Here is a 17738-nt window from a genome sequence, read left to right on the forward strand (position 1 = left end):
TGCGGGCGGCTGCTTGCGGTGCGGGAGAGCAGGCGTGGCCGGCAGGGGAAGAGTGGGTTAACAGGTGGGCGCGGTCAGGCGGGAACTAATGTGAGGGCGTAGAAGACTAAGGCCATGGGTCCACAGTGCGCACCCGACGAAGCAGCGGTGCCGGACGGCATGACGAAAGGAGGACTTACAGCGGGTCGGGCCAGTTGCCGACCGGGAGGCGGGCCATGCCGCGCTCGCGCATATTGCCTTCCATCTGAAAATACCTCCAGAGGCTACGGAACTTCAGAATACGCCCGTCGCCTCCTAGCGTCCAGAGGTCAGCCGGGCTTGAGGACGTCCGGTAGTTCGTCGACATACACGGTCTGCGGCGGCTCAAAATAGATCACCAGGACCTGCTCGCCCACGGCAAAGACGCTGCTCTTGTCGAACGGGTGCGCATGGAAAGCGCTGGTTCCGCCGCGGACGGGCAGCATGACCTCGCCGATGGTGCCCGGGCCGATCCGTCCCGTCACGCGTCCAATCTTTCCGGTCAGGCTCCGGTCAACATCCTTGTGCATCAGATTCCCTGTACCCCCGCACGCATATCCGCCCTTAGGCCCCCGGAGTTTCCTGAGCTTTGGGATCGCGTTTGGCGGTGCTCCGGGTGTTCTTGAGTGCAGTGGAGAGCGCCGGAAGGTAGTCGCCCACCTGTGCCAAAACCCCGCCGATCATCCGGTTGACCCCGTCGCCGCCGTTGAGGACGGTCATCTGGCCGACGTGCGCAAACGGCTCGGCGGCCGCCGCCACGATCGCCGGCATGTTCTCGGCGAGCTGCTGGGCGATGACGGCGTCCTGGTTGGTTCCGAGGGCCTCGGCGCGGGCCCTGATGCCTTCTGCCTCGGCCAGCGCCTTGGCCTTGATGGCCGAGGCGGCGGCATCGCCGCGGGCCTTCGTGGCGGCTGCCTCGGCCTCGCCGGTGACCTTGGTGGCGCCGGCTGCTGCCGCTGCCGCCGTCGCGTTCGCCTGGGCCTGCACCTCAGTGCGCCGGGCGTTGGCCGTGGCCTCGAGCTCGGTGCGCCGGGCCAGCGCCTCGGCGGCGCTGATGTCCGCCGATTTCTGGCCCTCTGCGTCGGTGCGCTTGGCGTAGGCCCTCGCGTCGGCGGGCTTGCGGACGGTGGTCTGCAGCTTCTGCTCTTCACGGTCGGCCTCGAGCTTGGCCACCTCGGTTTCCTGGACCACCACCTGCTGGCGCGCCGTCGCGTCCGCCAAAGGACCGGCCTGGGCCGCGTTCGCCTTGGCGCGCTCGGCATTGGCCAGTGCCACGGACTGCCGGATGGCGGACACGCTCCGGGCGTCGGCAATCAGGGCCTCGGCCTCCGCTTCCTTTTCCGCGGCTTCGCGGTTCCGAGTGGCCTCGGCGATGCGGGCCTCCATCTTGACCATGGCAATGTGGGGCTTGGCGATGTTCTGGATGTAGCCCGTGGGGTCCTGGAGGTCCTTGATCTGCAACGAGTCGACCACCAGGCCCAGCTTCTCCATTTCGACGCCGCTGGCGCTGCGGACCTGGGAGGCCAGCTTGTCGCGCTCGCGGATGATTTCCTCGACCGTCATGCTGCCGATGATCGAGCGCAGGTGGCCTTCGAAGACGTTGTACACCTGGCTTTCCATCTTGGGCTGCTGGCCCAGGAAGCGCCGCGCCGCGTTGGCAATGAACGGCGGGGCATCCCCGATCTTGTAGATGACCACGCCGTCGACAATCACCTGGATGCCCTGGGAGGTCACGCAGGAGACCTTGAGCTCGGTCTCATTCAGCGTCAGGGACAGCGGCCGCACCGTCTGGAGTCCCGGCAGCACCAGGGCCCCCTTGCCCGTGACGATCTTGAAGTCCATCCCCTCCCGGGTTTCCAGGGTGCCGCGCGTCAACCCGGAGATGATGAGGGCCTCGTTCGGTTCCRCCACCTTCCACATCAGTTTTGTTGCCACCCAGATGACGCCGACGACGGCGACCGCCCCCAGAATGATCGAAATGAGCGGATACAAAAATGACAAGTCCGGCATAACCAGGTCCTTTCACGGCGGTGGAAAAAGGTATTAAGCAAAGCCCCAAACGATGCTGCTGGTAGTCCACGGCCGGCCCGGAGGCAGGAATTCCCACGCCGCCCAGCCAGCTGTTGTACACAGTCTGTGGTGCTGCATGCCGGGAAGTCCAGCAATTCGACGGTGTCCGTCGATGCGCCCATGTGCCGCCGGGTGCCTAAAGCCCCTGTTGGGGCGGCCGACGGCGTGCCAGCGTGGGGATCGGGTGCGTCTGGGGTACGCACCCGCGAAAGGGTGATGCGGGATGCGCGGCTCTCCTCTCGGGATGTCACGGACCACCGGAATCGCGTTGGATATCTGGCGGGCCGAGCGGGCCAGCCAGGACGCCATTGCCCGCCGGCAACGGGACCGGCTCGGCGCGCTGATTGACTACGCCCGGTCCGCCTCGCCGTTCTACCGCCGCCTGTACCGGGACGTGCCGGGGACGGTCACGGATCTGGCCACGGACTTAGGGGAGCTGCCGCCGGTGGGCAAGCGCGAGCTCATGGACAACTTCGACGACTGGGTGACCGACCCGCACATCACGCTCGCCGACCTGAAAGCGGACCTCCTTGGCGACGCCTCGCGCGTCGGCGGCTTCTACCGCGGGCAGTACCTCGTCATGACGACGTCCGGGTCCACCGGGGAACCCACGGTCCTGGTCCATGACCGGAATTCGTTGCAGGTGGCGAACTTCCTCGCCCGGATCCGCGAACGGCGGACCCTGCTGAGCGCTGCGGAGGCCCGTGCTTTCCTGCGCCGCGGGTTGCGCGCAGCGGCGATGATTGCGGACGGGGACCACTTTGCCGGCGTGGTCCTGACGGAAACCGCGCGGCGTCGCAGTCAGCGCATCGCCCGCAGGGTCCGGGTGTTCTCCGTGCTCCGGCCGCTTCCGGAACTCGTGGCCGAGCTCAATGACTTCCAGCCGACCATGCTCTACGGGTATCCCAGCGCCATGGTGCAGTTGGCGGCAGAGGAAAGGGCTGGACGGCTCAGAATCCATCCGATCCTGGCAATCGCGTCCGGCGAGGCTCTGCCGGCCGAAGCCGCGGCAGGAATCGAAGCGGCCCTTGGTTGCCGGGTCAGCCTGCGCTACCTAGCCTCTGAGGTGCCGGCCCTGACCAGCCGTTGCCGGCAGGGGCTGTTCCACGTCAACGCCGACTGGCACATCGTGGAGCCGGTGGACGCGGAGTACCAGCCCGTTCCCGATGGGGAACTCTCCCACACGGTGCTGGTCACCAACCTGGCCAACCGGGTCCAGCCGCTGATCCGGTACAACCTCGGCGACCGCGTACAGGTTGTTCAGGGCCAGTGCGCTTGCGGCAGCCCGTTTCCCGCGCTCCGGGTCGAAGGCCGCAGCGGCGACGTGCTGACCTTCGCGGCCGCCGGCGGGGCCGTTTTGGACGGGGCAGTTTTGGACGGGGCAGTTTTGGAAGGGGCCGCCACGGCCGGGGAAGTGGTGACGGTGCTGCCGCTGGCGCTGGGTACGGTGATCGAGGAGACCGCCGGCGTCCGCCGGTTCCAGGCGATCCGCACCGGGCCGAGGTCGCTCACCGTGCGGCTGGAGCTCTGGCCAGCTGCCGGGGCGGCCGACGTGCGGACGGCGGTGGGGGAGCGGCTGGGGGCTTTCTTCGCGGCTCAGGGCGCCGACGGCGTCGACGTCCAGTTTGCCGACGAGCCGCCACGGCCGGACCGCAGCGGCAAGTTCCGCGAGGTGTGGTCCGCCTGAGAGTGACCTGGTGCCGGCGCAGCCGTTGGTGCCGGCGCCGTGTTAGTGCTGGCCCTGCCGTTAATGCTGGTTGAGGATCCGCCGCGCATCCCCCTGGGCGTGGAGCTCCTTGGAGGTCAGCGTTTGACCGGTCAGGTACCCGGCGGCGGCCATGGCCCGGCGCAGCTCCGCGACCGTGCGCGGGGTGGTCACTCCGAAGTGCGCCATGGCGTGGCAGTTGGCGCAGAGCGGCACGAGGTCGGTGACGGGATCCAGTTCGTAGGCGCCGCCAAGTTGTGCGACCGGAACCAGATGATGGACCGGAATGAAGTCCTTGCCGATGTCCCCGTAGGCGATTTCAAAGGAGAACCCGCACGCGGCGCAGCTGGTCCCGTGATGGGCGATGCAGGCCCGGCGCGCGTCCGGGCTGTGCTCGTACCTGTTCACCTCGACGCGGCTGACCGTCGCCGCCGGGAGGGTGCCGGGCACGGGCTGGGTGGGATCGGTACCAGACTGCGGGCCGAATTCGCTCCAAAGGGACCGCAGCTGGGGCTCGGCGGAGGGGTCGACGGCGAGGGCGGGGCCGTGCAGTGCTTCCCAGTCGAGGCCGGGCACGAACTCCTCGAGGATCCCGGGCTGGATCTGGTCCCCGGCAGGCAGCAGGGCGTCAAAGGCCACACGGACGCAGAGCGGGGAACCGGCGGCGCTCGCGGTCTGCGGTGGTTGCGCGGTGTCCGGTTGTTGCAGACGGGGCGCCGGCCGCTCCGAGACGATCACGCCGTGGCCGATCAAGCCCTGCCCGTGGCGGCCCTGGAGCACGAGCCACGCCTCCGCGCCGCAGACGGCGGACTCGGCCCCGCCGCCCGCAGGGGCCCCGGCGGGCGCAATGCCCTCGCCACTCGCGTCGGCCACGCCGTCGCGCAAGTCAGTACCGATTCCGAACCCAGTGCCGACCTCCCAATCGGTCAGGAACCGGCCGGTCTCGGCGACCTCTTCCAGGACCGCCGGGTAGGTCCAATCGTTCCATTCGTCGGGGTTCCAGACGAGGATGATGGCTGTCATCTGCCCATTGTCGCAGTGACTTTTGCCAAAGTGGCACGCTGATTGTCACTGTGACTGTCGCCGAGACCGCCGCGGCGTCAGCCCGGACGTCCCGGTCAGCCCGGAGCGGCGTCAGCCCAAACTGCCCGGACTGCCTGCGGCATGGTTCAGCGGTCCTGTCGGCCCGGTCTGGCAGGTGGCGTTGAGGGTGTCCTCCGCGACGGACTCCATTTGGTGCAGGATGCGGGTGTCCCCGGGCTGGAGCGGATGGGGCGGGTAGGCCACGGCCATGGTGAGCTGCCGGGTTCCGTCCGCGCTGGTCATGGTGATGGTGCCGTAGCCGGGCACGTCACCGGGATGGCCGTAGTAGAAGTTGTTCGTGCACAGATCGTTCCACCGGACCACCCCGAGTCCGTACCGGGCGTACAGCGGGCTCTCCATCTCGGTGATGGTCTCCGGCTTGAGCAGCCGGTTCTGCATCAGGGCGCGGTAGAAAGTATTGACGTCCGCCACTGAGGACACCATGCCCCCGGCGGCGTTGTCTATCTGGGCGGCCGGGTAGGTGACGTCGAGTTGCTTGGAATCCAGTGCGATGTAGCCATGGACCATGGTCGCCGGCGCGGGCCCGTCCGCCGTCATTTTGGTTCCGGCCAACCCGAGCGGCTCAATGATGTCGGTGTTGATGACCTCGCCGATCCGCCGGCCGCTCAGGCGCTCGACGATCAGGGCCAGGGCAATGTAGTTCGAATTGGAGTACTCAAATCCCTGGGCCAGCTTGGCCTGCCAGGAAATCCGGCCTGCCATGGCCAGCAGGTCTGGCAGGCTCACCTTGGTGGTGAGGGCCTCCCGGACCGTGGCGGGATCGAACAAGGGCCCGTCCACGGACGGCATGCCGGAGYGGTGCTGCAGCAGCTGGCGGACGGTGACAGGTCCCGGCGGGTGCATCACCTTGTCGAACTCCGGCAGGTACGTGCTGACAGGTGCCTCGAGCTGCAGCCGGCCTTCTTCGACCAGTTTCAGCACGCAGACCGCCACCATGGATTTGGTGATGCCGCCAACGTGGACGGGATCCGTGATCTCGGCCAGGGGACGGTCCTCGAGGTTTCGCACGCCGTATGCCGCGGACCACTCGTCCGCGCCCACCCGGATCTGGACGAGCACGGCCGGGGCGCCGTCGTCGAGCAATCTCTTGCTGAAGTCTTCGAGCATGCTCCGGTAGCCGGAATCCGGCGAGACCTGCTGCACCGGAGGTTCGGGCCCAGGGCTGCAGCCGCTCAGCGCCATGATGAGCGCGACGACGGCGACCGCGGCCGTGAGCCGGCCGGATGAAGAGCGAATCCAAGCCACCGACATGGCAGTCCTTCTTGCAGGTCGGGTCTGTGATCGGGGGAGGAGGATGCCCCTGGCCGGGCACAATCCTGACCCTTGCGATGCTCCTCAGGCAGGCGGCCGGTGACTAGAGCCATAAGTCACAGGGGCAGTGGATGGGGTCAGCCGACAGGATCAGCCGGCGGCGCCCGCGGCTGCCGGCGCGCCCGCGACCACAGGGTGGTCGCGGTGCAGGTTCCCGAGGGCTGAGGCCCCTTGCGGCGACCCCAGCTCCTCGAAGAACTCCACATTGGCACGCACGTAATCGGCCCACTCATCCGGGACATCGTCCGAGTAATAGATCGCCTCGACCGGGCACACGGGATCGCAGGCGCCGCAGTCCACGCATTCGGACGGGTGGATGTAGAGCGAGCGCTCGCCCTCATAGATGCAGTCCACCGGGCACTCGTCGATGCAGGCCTTGTCCTTCACATCCACACAGGGCTGCGCGATCACGTACGTCATGGCTGGCTACACGCCCGTGTAGACGGTCTTGCCCCACGTGAAGAAGTCCAGCGCGGACTTCCCCTGTTCGCGGAACGTGTTGGTGGAGGAGTCCTTGACGCCGCCGAACGGCACGTTCAGGTCCAGGCCCGCCGTCGGACGGTTGACCTTGATGACCCCGGCCTGGGCGCGGGCCGCGAAGTCCGTGGCAAAGGCCAGCGAGTCGGTGCAGATGCCGGCGGTGAGGCCGTAGCGGGAATCGTTGATCGCGGCGAGCCCGGCCTCATAGTCGGGGACCTCGAGGACGGCCACCACGGGGCCGAAGATCTCTTCGGTCACGGCGGCGTCGTCGAAAGGCAGGTCGGTGAGGATGGCGGCCGGGAAGCGGAACCCGGTGTCCGTGCCGCCGTCGTACTCACCGTGGAGCAGCGTGGCGCCGCGTTCGACGGCGGTGCGCACCGCGGCCTGGTTCTGTTCGAACTGCTGGCTACTCACGACGGCGCCCATCTTTGCACCCTCGAGCCCGTCACCGGCGGTGTACTGCGTGGCTTCCTCGGTGAGGGCGGCCAGGAATTCCTCGCGGACGCCGGGCGTGACGTAGACCCGGGAGGTTGCGGTGCAGGCCTGGCCGGTCAGGCCGAACGCGCCGGCTGCCACCACCTGTGCGGCCTTGAAGGGATCGGCGTCGTCCAGGACCAGGACGCCGTTCTTGCCACCCATTTCCAGCTGGACCCGGGCGCGGCGGGCGTTGAGGATCTCCTGCAGTCCGAGGCCCACCTTGGTGGAGCCGGTGAAGGACAGGCCGGCGATGCGCGGATCGCGGGCCAGGGCATCGCCCACCACGCGGCCCTTGCCGTGGACCACGTTGAACACGCCGGCGGGCAGGCCGGCGTCATGCAGGGCGCGGGCCAGGTGCGTAGCGGAGAGCGGAGTGAGCTCGGCCGGCTTGATAACCACGGCGTTGCCGCTGATCAGCGCCGGGGCGGACTTCCAGGCGGGGATGGCGATGGGGAAGTTCCAGGGCGTGATGAGTGCGACGACGCCGAGCGCCTCGCGGCGGGTGGTGATGGTGGTGTCCAGCAGGCCGCTGGGCAGCACCTCGCCGGTGGCGGCCCAGCCGAGCGAACCGAAGAAGCGCAGCACGTCCGAGGCGCGCTTGACCTCGCCCTTGGCCTCGGCCAGGGTCTTGCCTTCCTCGCGGACGAGGTCGCCGGCGATGGCGGCCTGGCGGTCCAGGAGGAGGTCGCCGGCGGCCATGAGGATGGCGCCGCGTGCCGGGGCGGGCATGGCGGCCCAGGCCGGCTGGGCGGCGGTGGCGGCGCTGATCGCGGCGTCGACGTCCTCGGCGGTGCCGCTGGGGGAGAGGGCGGCGAGCTCGCCGGGGCGTGCCGGGTTCATCCGCTCGGTGTCCCCTTCGCCGAGCCATTGGCCGTTGATGAGGTGCCGGGCGGTGATGAGGTCGCGGTCAGTGGTGGTCTCGGTGGCGGTGGAAGTCATGGGGTGTTCCTTCGGGGGAGTCGGAGCAGGGTGTGTGCGGTGGTGGCCGCGGTTCAGAGCAGGCGGTTAGAGCCCGCGGATCAGGCCGCCGTCGCAGCGCAGTGCCACGCCGGTGATGTAGGACGCCGGGGCGCTGCAGAGGAACGCGGCGGCGGCGCCGAATTCCTCGGGTTCGCCGTAGCGGCGGGCGGGGATGGTCTTGCGGGATTCGAGCTGGATTTCCTCGGGCGTGGTGCCGCGCCGCTTGGCCGCGGCCTGGTCCAGCTCCGCCACCCGGTCTGTCGCGATGCGTCCGGGCAGGAGCATGTTGACCGTGACGGCGTCCAGGGCCACCTCGGCGGCGAGGGTCTTGAGGTAGCCGGCCAGTGCAGCGCGGCCGGTGTTGGAGACGGCCAGGTTGGGCAGGGGTGCCACGACGCCGCTCGAGCCGACGGCCAGGATCCGTCCCCAGCGCCGTTCCCGCATGCCGGGCAGGATGTGCGAGACCAGGGCGTGGTGCGGCTTGACCAGTTGTTCGAACGCCGCGGCGATGTCATCGGCGCCAAGCGTGGCGGCCGCGCCGGGCTTCGGGCCGGGACCGTTGAGGACCAGGATGTCGATGGGTCCGAGTTCCGCGACTGTCTGTTCGACGGCGGCGGCGACGCCGTCGGCGGTGCTGAGGTCGGCCTCGATGGCGACCGAGCCCGTCCCGTAGGCGTCCGTCAGTTCGGCGACGATCTCCTTGGCGCGCACCTGTCGCCGGCCGGTGATGGCCACCCGGACGCCTTCGGCGGCGAGGGCCCGGGCGATGGCGAGGCCGAGTCCGCCGGTGGAGGCGGCCACGAAGGCGGTCTTACCGCTGATTCCGAGATCCATCAGTTGCTCCCAGCTGTCGTGAGTACCGGCGTCGTTGTCGCGCCGGATTCCAGGGCCTCGGCCGCCTCGGCGAGGTGGGCCCGCAGGGCCGGCCGGAGGACTTCCGGGAACGGCGAGGCCGGGGTCCGGACTCCGGGGTCGGCGATGAGTCCGCGCTGGTGCAGGCATTCCTTGCGGATTGCAAGTGCGATCCGTGCCTGCTGTTCGAAGTTGATCAGCGGCAGGTAGGGCAGCAAGGCATCGCGGGCGGCCTCGTAGCCGTCCTTCTGCCAGGCCCGCACGCAGGCGATGAGCGCTTCGGGGTAGGAGAAACCGGTCATTGCCCCTGCGGCGCCGGCCATGAGCTCGTCCAACAGCCCTTGGCCGCCGAGGCCGCCGAACACGGAGACGTCGAGGGCGGCGGTCAGTTGTCCGATCGACACGGACGTGGGCGGTGCCTCGGCCTTGACCGCGATGACGAAGCTGCAGGCCTGGACCACGGTGATGAGGGACTGGGCGGTGATGCTGACGCCGCTGGCGAGCGGGTAGTCCTGCAGGACGACGTTGGCGCCGGTGGCCCGATGGATGGCGTCCAGATGCCGGATCACCGTGTCCGCCCGCGGCGAGTTGGCCTGGACCATCACGGCGGCCAGGCGCTCGCCGGCGATGGCCTGGGCGGCGAGGATTTCCTCGATGGCCGGCCGGGTGGCCAGTGCCGTCACGCCCACTACCAGCGGCAGTCCGGTGCATTCGACGGCGGTTTCCAGGACCTGCGCGCGTTCCCCGGAGGTGAGCGCGGCGGCTTCGCCGAAGACGCCCAGGACCGTCAGGCCGGTGGCGCCGATGGCCTCGTAGCGTTCCACGAGTCCGGCCAGGCTGTCCAGGTCCACGTCCAGGCTGCTGCCTTGGAATGGTGTGGCGACGACGCCCCACACTCCGGGTGTCAGTGACTCCCGCATTGGTTTCTCCTTCTAAGCTCTTGTTTGCTCTGCGAGCGGCTGAATCTGAGTATCAGGCGGGAACGGCTAGCGTCCCTTTCTCTAATGTCCGGGCCAGACCGGCGGACGCTTCTCCTGGAAGGCGCGGACGCCCTCTGCGGAGTCCGCGCTGTCCAGCGCCGCCATGAGGGCCGGGAGCCGGAGCCCGCGGGCCTCGGTGGCGGTCAGGTGCGCGGTCTGCGTGACCATCTGCTTGACCGCCCGGACGGAGGTGGGCGCGCAGGCGAGGATCTGGTCCACCCAGCGCTGCACCGCGGCGTCGAGCTCCTCCGCGGGGACCACTTCGTTGACCAGGCCCATGGACTGCATCTCGGCGGCCTCGGCCTTCCGCCCGGTGAGGAGCATGCCCATCGCCTGGGTGTACGGGATCCGGCGCACCAGCTGGTGGATGCCGCCGTCGAGCGCCAGGCGCCCCACCCGCGGTTCCGTCAGCCCGAACCGGGCCGTGTCCGCGGCGACCACGATGTCCGCGCCGAGCACGATCTCCATGCCGCCGCCCAGGGCGTAGCCGTTGACCCGGGCGATCACCGGGATGTCCAGGCTGGTGCGCAGGCTGAGTCCGCCGAAACCGTTCGGGTCCAGGCCGGCCCAGTATTCGAGTCCGGTCTTGTCCACGGCGGAGGCCGACATGTCAGCGCCCACGCAGAACGCGCGGGTGCCGGCGCCGGTGATGACGACGGCGCGGACGTCCGGATCGGCCTCGAGCTGGTCCCAGATCTCGTTGAGCCGGGCCTGGGCGCCGCCGTCGACGGCGTTGAGCACGTGCTGGCGGTCGATGACCACGGTGGCGACGTGGTTCTCGATGGTCAGGGTGACCTGGTCCACCGCCGAGGGAGCTGCCTGGGCCGCCTCTGACACGGCGGTCACCGGAGCACCCCCAGCTGCTGCAGGCGCTCGATGGTCTCGGCGTCGAACCCGTTCTCCAGCAGCACCTCGACGTTGTGCTCGCCCAGCCGCGGGGCCACCCGGCGGATGGTGGGCGGGGTGGCGGAGAGCCGGATGGGTGCGTTCAGCATTTTCACAGTGCCGACGCCGGGGTGTTCGGCCTCGACGATCATGCCGTTGGCGTGGGTCTGCGCGTCGGCGAGAGTCTGCTCCAGGGTGTGCACGGGGGCGTTGAGCAGTCCCTTGTCCTCCAGCTGGCCGGTCCAGTACTCGGTGGTGTTGGTGGCGATGCGCTCGCGGAAGATCTCCTGCAGTGCCGGTTTGTTCTCGAACTGCTGCTCCAGGTTGGCGAACTCCGGGCGCTGCGTGAGGTCCTCGTCCAGGCCCAGGGCCTCGGAAATGCGCAGCAGCGGGTCCGGGGTGAAGCCGCCCACCATGCAGACGGCGCCGTCGGTGGTTTCAAAGACGCCGCTGAGCGGCATGGCGCCCCAGTTGACCTCGTAGCCGCGGTTGAGCTGCATGCAGGCCTCCTGCATCTGCAGGTGCAGCATGGAGTCGTACATGGTCACCTCCACCTTCTGCCCGACGCCGGCGGACTCCCGGGTGCGCAGCGCCAGCAGGATTCCCTGCATGAGGTGCATGCCCGTGATGTAGTCGCACAGCGTGGTGGGGTAGATCGAGGGCTTCACGTCGTCCGACTCGCGCCGCCACATGACACCGGAGTAGGCCTGCGCGATCGCGTCCTGACCGCCCTTGTGCGAGTAGGGGCCCTCGGGGCCGAAGCCCGTGCCGGAGGCCCAGATGATGCCTGGGTTCTGCTCCTTGAGGTCCTCGTAGCCGAAGCCCATCCGCTCCATCACGCCGGAGCGGAAGTTGCTGACCACCACGTCGGCGTCGGCGAGCAGGCGGCGGAGCACGTCCTTGCCGTCCTCGGTGCGGGTGTCAACGGAGATGCTGCGCTTGTTCCGGTTGATGGACAGGAAGATCGGGTTGTCCTGGCCGTCCTTGTCCGGGAAGGAGTTGCGGGAAATGTCCCCGGCGCCTGGGCGTTCCACCTTGATGATGTCCGCGCCGTAGTCGCCGAGCAGCTGGGTGCAGGACGGGCCCATGAACACCTGGGTGAAGTCCACGATCTTGATGCCATCGAGGGGGAGCGGGGTGCCGGCACATTCACCGGCGGCGGCGGTGGCCGCCGTCGTGGCAGTTGTTGTGCCTGACAGCAGGTCGTCGATGACGGTGCTCATGCCCCTACCACCGCATCTACGTCGAGGGTGGCGTTCGACGACGGGACGTCGCCCGGGTCAGCGCCGTGCCGGCGCATGCCCTGCTGGATGTCCAGCGCGGAGACGTCGCGGACGAGGGTGCCAGTCTGGATCGCCAGCGCGGCGGCGACGCCGACAGCCTGGCCCATGGCCATGCAGGGCGGGATCTCGCGGGACATCTTTTGCGCCTCCGGGGTGGCGGAGTAGTGCCGGCCGGCAACCAGGAGCTGGTCGACTTCCTTGGGCAGCAGCGAGCGGAAGGGGTAGTAGTAGTCGCGGCCACGGGCCACGGTGTCCGCGAAATGGCGGCGGGAGGTGACGTCGTCCTTGGTCATGACGTACTCGCCCTCGAGCAGGCGGGTCTGGCGGACGCCCATCTGGGATGCGACGTCGAGCATGTAGCAGTTCTCGAAGCCGGGCAGGTTGGCGCGGACGTAGTCCACGGCCTCGGTGATGCGGTCACGGGCGGCGAATTCGGCGGCGGTCATGTCCGCAGGGTCGACGCCGTCGAAGCCGGTCATGTGGGGTGCGTTGCACCAGACGACGCCCTCGATCGGGGTCTTGAGCCACCACAGTTCCCAGGCACCACCGAGGAGGCGCTTGATCTTGCGGTTGATGGCGCGGGCTTCCTTCGGGTTGGCCTGTTCGAAGGCCTCCGCGGCGTTGGTGTCGACGTTGCCCAGGCGGAAGACGAGCGTGGTGAGGTAGCTGTCCTTGACGTAGCTGGCGCCGGCCCGGGAGGCGACGTCGATGTCGCCGGTGGTGTCGATGACGATGTCCGCCATGAAGGCCTGCGGGCCGGACTTGGTCTCGCAGATGACGCCCTTCATCACGCCGTTGTCCACGATGGGGCGGGAGAACCAGGAGTGCAGGCGGAGGTTGACGCCGGCCTCGCGGACGAGGTCGTTGGAGACGCGCTTCCAGCCGTCCGGGTCGAACGCGGCGGCGTAGCAGACCGGCTTGGGGGTGGTGTGGGAGTGGAAGTCGAAGGTGCCGTAGCGGCCCCACTTGTTCCAGAGTTCCTCGGAGGTCTTGCGGTCATCGGCCGGCGGTACGATCGCCAGGCCGAGCTTCTGCAGGCGCTCGACATATTCGGAGACGATGCCCGTGACGGTGATTTCCTGGCCGTTGATCATGTCATCGAGCACCAGGACCATGCCGCCGGAGGCGAGGCCGCCCAGGGAGGAGTAGCGCTCCAGCAGCGTGACGGAAGCGCCCGAGCGGGCTGCCGTGACGGCGGCGGCCACACCGGCGGGGCCACCGCCGACCACCAGGACGTCGGAACGGGAGATGACGGGGGCGGTGAGGTCCGCCGTGGTGGTGCTGAGTTCCAGCGACGACATGGCTGAAGACGGGTTCATGGGGGATCCTTACTTGTTTCGGCCGAAGTGCCGGTAGAGGCGTGCCGTTGGGGGCATGCCGTCTGGCGGAATGCCTTGCTCGGCGGCCGGTGAGGTAGACGGTGTGCAGGAGGAGTGCGCGGCGGCGCTGACCGCGAAATCCACCCGGCAGAGGGTATGACGCAGCGCGGCCCGTTGCGGACCTGGCTGCAGGGTATGGAAAGGGTTCAGGCGGACACTGATTTGCCCGGGCCGGAGAATGGCGACGGCGGCTAGGGCCGGCCCATCACCACGCGTGAGGTGCGTTAACCCAGATCGCTACGCAGACCTCTTCGTAGCTGTTCTTGTACCAATGCGGTGTATCCGAGGAGAAGGTGATCGAATCTCCTTCTTCCAGGGTGTAGCACTCGCCGTCCAGGAAGATGTCTTTCCGGCCGGAGAGAATAATGCCGAACTCCTCGCCGCTGTGCCGGAAAGGTGTGGCGCTGGTGTCGTGGCCTGGCGGACTCACGATCCATTGAGCCTCCAGCGCGCCGTTGAGGTCCGGAGTGAGCAGTTCATAGACCGCCTCGCCCACAGACTTCTTGGTCACGCCTTTGAGGTTTCGCCGCTCGGCCCTGCGGACCACGGGCGACCTGGTTTCTTCCTGTCCGAGGAAGAACTTCCCTACGGGGATGTCCAGGCCGTGCGCCAGCTGCGCCAGGGTGGTGAAAGACGGATTGGCCAGGCCACGTTCGATCTGGCTTACGATCGCCGGGCTGAGGCCGGTGACTTCGGAGAGCTTCGCCAGGGTCATCCCTTTGTCTTTGCGCATGTTGCGGACCTTGTTGCCTACGGTGGCAAGAAGGACGCTCGTGCCGGCTGAGGAGGATCCCGCGACGCTTTCGTTAGCCATGGTCCGTCTTTCGTTTGGTGAGCTGACACACATAACTATAGTGAAAACTTTTAGCGAATCAATGGTTTTCGTAAATTTCTTACAGATCATGCATAACTCCGCGGTTGGCCGGCGTGGGCTTCGGGGCCGGCCTTGGGGCCCACTGTAAGGCCTGCTGGGGGCCTGCATTGGGGCCGATCCGGGCCCGCCCCCGCTTGGGCTGCACGCCGCCTGGCGGCATCGTCCGAGGTGGGGCCATTCTTTCCAGAAAACCATTGACTCTGTGAAGATCTTCAATATAGTTGTGTGAGCCGCAACACTATGGGATCAACGCTGAACGAACAGGGAATGGACGCAACAGCCTTCTGGCGGAAGGTGCGCCCGGCCCGCGTTCGTGATCGCTCCCTATGTACTGATGCAGTGGCATCTTCCAGGCCATCCGCAGCACCTGATGCTGGCCGGTAAACTAGGTACGCGTTCCTGAGCGATCCGTCCCTGGTTTCCGGGCTGGATGGCCCGTTTGCATTCAATCGCTACGAAGAGGCACGCGTAGCTATCTGGGCTAACTCACCTCCCATGTGGTGGGCCCGGTCCCTCCCTGCGGACCAAGCCAAACGATAGTTTCGATTACCCCGACCCCAACAGGGCGTCCGCCGGTAATCCGTACCCTCCCGCGCCCCGAAGGGCCGGGGGAAGGAAAAGTATCATGACTGACACTGTCGTCAAGATTGACGTAGAGGGCGGCCGGAAGTCCCGGCTGTCGCCGGAAGTACGCCGCGGGCTTCTGGGCCTGGGGCTCGGAAACACCCTGGAATGGTACGACTGGATGGTCTTTGGCCTCCTGTCGGCCTTCATCGGGCCAAAGTTCTTCCCGTCCCAGGACCCCGTTGCCGCAACCCTGAGCGCCCTGGCCGTTTTCGCCGTCGGCTTCGCGTTCCGTCCACTGGGCGGCGTCCTGCTCGGCACCTTCGCCGACAGGATCGGACGGCGCCGGGTAATGCTCTGGTCCATCATGATGATGGCGGTCACCACGCTGATCATTGCCGTGTCGCCCACCTATGACCAGATTGGCCCCGCAGCCGGCGTCATCCTGCTGGTCTGCCGCATCGTCCAGGGCATCTCCACTGGCGTCGAAGCTCCGCTGTCCACCGCCCACGCCGTCGAACTGGTCCCCGAGGGACGCGAGGGCTTTGTTGCCGGCATCATCTCCTTCTACGTCAACGCAGGGATCCTGCTCGCCTCGCTGGTCAGCTGGTTGTCATCCCTGATGCTCGGCGGAGCCGTCATGGCCGACTGGGGCTGGCGTGTGCCCTTCATCGTCGGCGCGGCCTTCGGCTTCGTCGTGGTCTACCTTCGCCGGACCCTTCCGGAAACCATGAAGCCCGAGGAGCTCGCGGAAAACTCAGCCAAGACGGTCTGGGGCGGCGTGCGCAAGCACTGGCTCAGCGTCCTGGCCATCACGTTCGTCGTCGGTGCGGCGCAGGCCTACAACTACGCCTGGAACACGGGCCTCCCGACGGCGGCCCGCAGCGGCTTCAAGGAAGACGCCACGGCTGTCTTCGCACTCACCACCGTCCTCGGCGTCGTGCTGGTGGTCGGAAGCCTCATCATCAGCAAGGTCGCCGACGGCAAGTCGATGTCCAAGTGGTTCCTGATCACCCGCGCGCTTGCCATTCCGTCGGTCTTCCTGATGCTGATGTACGTCAAGCCCGGCATCGCCGGCTTCGCTGCGGTGCTTCTTGGCGGTTCTGTTGTGCTGGTCCTGAACATGACCCTGTACAACGTGATCACCAGCTCGCTCATGCCGAAGGGATGCCGAGGCGCCGGAACCGCCCTCGGCTACGGCCTCGGCGTCGCGCTCTTCGGCGGCACGGCCTCCTACCTCCTGGTCTGGCTCCAGTCCATGAACGCCTCCTGGATCTTCCCGGTCTACGTCGCTGTCCTGTCGGCGCTCAGCATTGTGTTCTACCTGCTGGCCCGGAAGAAGAACGGCATCTTCGTCGGCCGGTAGGAACCCAGGGCCGAAAACCCGGCACGGTGGAACACAGGAAGCAGGAATGGAAAGTGGGAACGCTCATGGACGCCAGTCGCCCGGACCAAAGCAGCAAGGAGGCAAGCGTGATCTCCTTTGAACTCGACGCGTCGGACGTGGAGCTCTATGAGGCAGCCCGCAGGATGTTGCTGACCGCCCATCACAGTGAGAACCACCGGGTGGCAGCGGCCATGCGCGGTGAGTCGGGGGCCATCTACCTCGGACTGCACATTGGCGCCAAGCGACTGAATGTGTGCGCCGAATCCAGCGCCCTGGCCAATGCACGCATGGCACAGGAGAGCTCGATCCACTCCGTGGTGGCGGTCAGCATGGACGGGCACGGGGAGCCCCAGGTCACCAACCCCTGCGGCCTCTGCCGGGAACTGCTGCGATCCTACGGAACCGAGACATCCGTCCTGGTCGATGCCGAGGGCGAGGTGGGCAAGATCCGGATCAAGGACCTGCTGCCTTTCCCGTGGATGCGGGCCGCCGAAACGGAGTGGGACACCCTCCCGCCCCGTGTGGAGGCCGGCACCGCCTAGCGCTGGGCCCAACTGACTCGCAGCAGGGGCCGTTTTGAGCCCTCAGAACGGCCCCTGCTGCCAGTTGGATGGGAGCATGGGCCACCGCCGCAACCTGCCTGGCCCACGGAAGGCCGGGACCCACAAGGTCCCGGCCTTCTTGCGTGCCCGGCGGGCAGCAGCCGTCGTACATGCCGCGCCGCCGCCGTCGTCGGAAAATTCCCGGACATAAGGAAGCTGGTGCAGCCGCCGCGTTTCCGCTAAGCCACTGCACCAGCAGGTAGTACGAATTTTCTGAATACTATGAAACGTTACTCATTCGCGGCTCCCTAGGTCCCGGGGGTTGATGACCGGGTCTTTACGTCTTCTTCAAGGTGCCTCGTCATCAGCCAGCCTGCGCCGGCCATTGCCACGCCCATTACCATGAAGGCCCAATTGTCCATGGTGTTCAGCGACAGGAAGTTGGCCGCCGAATTCACRCCGACGATGAAACCGTAAATGCTAAGGACGATGTACAGCAGACCGGAGCCCATGAGGAAATTCCGGGCGCCCAGGGCAGTCCGGGACATGCTCACGCCGGTGGCGCCGATCGCGAGCTGAACGATGTTCAGCAACATCGACACCTGGAACAGGTTCAGGAACAGGGCCTTGGAATCGGGCCCGAAGAACCTCAGTTCGCTGTAATTCGTAGTGATGCCGGGGATGAACCCCAAGATGCCCACGACGATCAGGACGATACCCACACCCATGCCAACGTTCTGTACATCTGTCCGACCAAAATGAACGCCGTGCGCATGAGGAGATGCGGTAGTCATTATTGCCTCCAACCACTGATTGCGGACATTTACAATTTTACGACCGGGGTCTGGAAAAAGCGCCGGACGGGTG

16 protein-coding genes are annotated in these 17738 nt (G+C 67.3%); 3 read left to right on the forward strand and 13 right to left on the reverse strand.

Translation table 11 applies throughout. From position 1 onward, the window contains the following. Window positions 1-308: 308 nt before the first annotated feature. Window positions 309-548, reverse strand: coding sequence for a hypothetical protein (locus AB4089_RS15705; protein WP_441410206.1), 240 nt, complete (start codon window positions 546-548; stop codon window positions 309-311). 34 nt (window positions 549-582) lie between these two features. Then, entirely contained in the window at window positions 583-2028 is a 1446-nt protein-coding gene (locus tag AB4089_RS15710) for a flotillin family protein (RefSeq protein ID WP_441410207.1), read from the reverse strand. 304 nt (window positions 2029-2332) lie between these two features. On the opposite strand from AB4089_RS15710, the gene AB4089_RS15715 reads away from it, so the two are divergent. After that, window positions 2333-3775 (forward strand): phenylacetate--CoA ligase family protein, encoded by a 1443-nt coding sequence (locus AB4089_RS15715; protein WP_441410208.1) that lies wholly within the window; start codon window positions 2333-2335, stop codon window positions 3773-3775. A 60-nt stretch (window positions 3776-3835) separates the two neighbouring features. Here the strand turns inward: AB4089_RS15715 and AB4089_RS15720 are convergent, their stop codons facing one another. The 10 genes from AB4089_RS15720 to AB4089_RS15765 form a co-directional block, all read right to left on the reverse strand. Further along, window positions 3836-4816: an HNH endonuclease gene (locus AB4089_RS15720; RefSeq protein WP_441410209.1), complete on the reverse strand. Its 981-nt coding sequence runs from the start codon at window positions 4814-4816 to the stop codon at window positions 3836-3838. 111 nt (window positions 4817-4927) lie between these two features. Next, entirely contained in the window at window positions 4928-6148 is a 1221-nt protein-coding gene (locus AB4089_RS15725; RefSeq protein WP_441410210.1) for a serine hydrolase domain-containing protein, read from the reverse strand. A 150-nt stretch (window positions 6149-6298) separates the two neighbouring features. Continuing rightward, a complete protein-coding gene (gene fdxA, locus AB4089_RS15730; protein WP_441410211.1) occupies window positions 6299-6628 on the reverse strand; it encodes a ferredoxin in 330 nt (109 codons plus the stop codon). Window positions 6629-6634: 6 nt separating this feature from the next. After that, complete coding sequence (locus AB4089_RS15735) at window positions 6635-8104, reverse strand: aldehyde dehydrogenase family protein (RefSeq protein ID WP_441410212.1); 1470 nt, start codon at window positions 8102-8104, stop codon at window positions 6635-6637. Window positions 8105-8170: 66 nt separating this feature from the next. Beyond that, window positions 8171-8959 (reverse strand): SDR family oxidoreductase, encoded by a 789-nt coding sequence (locus tag AB4089_RS15740; protein WP_441410213.1) that lies wholly within the window; start codon window positions 8957-8959, stop codon window positions 8171-8173. Further along, complete coding sequence (locus AB4089_RS15745; protein ID WP_441410214.1) at window positions 8959-9897, reverse strand: dihydrodipicolinate synthase family protein; 939 nt, start codon at window positions 9895-9897, stop codon at window positions 8959-8961. The genes AB4089_RS15740 and AB4089_RS15745 overlap by 1 nt, the downstream gene beginning before the upstream one ends. Before the next feature lie 81 nt (window positions 9898-9978). Beyond that, entirely contained in the window at window positions 9979-10803 is an 825-nt protein-coding gene (locus AB4089_RS15750) for an enoyl-CoA hydratase-related protein (protein WP_441410215.1), read from the reverse strand. Next, window positions 10800-12065 (reverse strand): CaiB/BaiF CoA transferase family protein, encoded by a 1266-nt coding sequence (locus tag AB4089_RS15755; protein ID WP_441410216.1) that lies wholly within the window; start codon window positions 12063-12065, stop codon window positions 10800-10802. The genes AB4089_RS15750 and AB4089_RS15755 overlap by 4 nt, the downstream gene beginning before the upstream one ends. Continuing rightward, window positions 12062-13444 carry an FAD-dependent oxidoreductase gene (locus AB4089_RS15760; protein ID WP_441410217.1) on the reverse strand — a complete coding sequence of 461 codons (1383 nt, stop codon included), beginning with the start codon at window positions 13442-13444 and terminating at the stop codon, window positions 12062-12064. The genes AB4089_RS15755 and AB4089_RS15760 overlap by 4 nt, the downstream gene beginning before the upstream one ends. 265 nt (window positions 13445-13709) lie before the next feature. Next, window positions 13710-14318 (reverse strand): helix-turn-helix domain-containing protein, encoded by a 609-nt coding sequence (locus AB4089_RS15765; protein ID WP_441410218.1) that lies wholly within the window; start codon window positions 14316-14318, stop codon window positions 13710-13712. A gap of 685 nt (window positions 14319-15003) precedes the next feature. Here AB4089_RS15765 and AB4089_RS15770 point away from each other — a divergent pair. Both AB4089_RS15770 and AB4089_RS15775 read left to right on the forward strand, forming a co-directional pair. After that, entirely contained in the window at window positions 15004-16308 is a 1305-nt protein-coding gene (locus AB4089_RS15770; RefSeq protein WP_441410219.1) for an MFS transporter, read from the forward strand. Between the two features lie 107 nt (window positions 16309-16415). Then, window positions 16416-16871, forward strand: coding sequence for a hypothetical protein (locus AB4089_RS15775; protein WP_441410220.1), 456 nt, complete (start codon window positions 16416-16418; stop codon window positions 16869-16871). Between the two features lie 308 nt (window positions 16872-17179). Here AB4089_RS15775 and AB4089_RS15780 read toward each other — a convergent pair whose 3' ends face one another. Next, window positions 17180-17599: a DUF4383 domain-containing protein gene (locus tag AB4089_RS15780; RefSeq protein WP_441410221.1), complete on the reverse strand. Its 420-nt coding sequence runs from the start codon at window positions 17597-17599 to the stop codon at window positions 17180-17182. Between the last annotated feature and the right edge of the window lie 139 nt (window positions 17600-17738).

The sequence above is a fragment of the Arthrobacter sp. 2MCAF15 genome (assembly GCF_052115605.1).
Classification (GTDB): Bacteria; Actinomycetota; Actinomycetes; order Actinomycetales; family Micrococcaceae; genus Arthrobacter.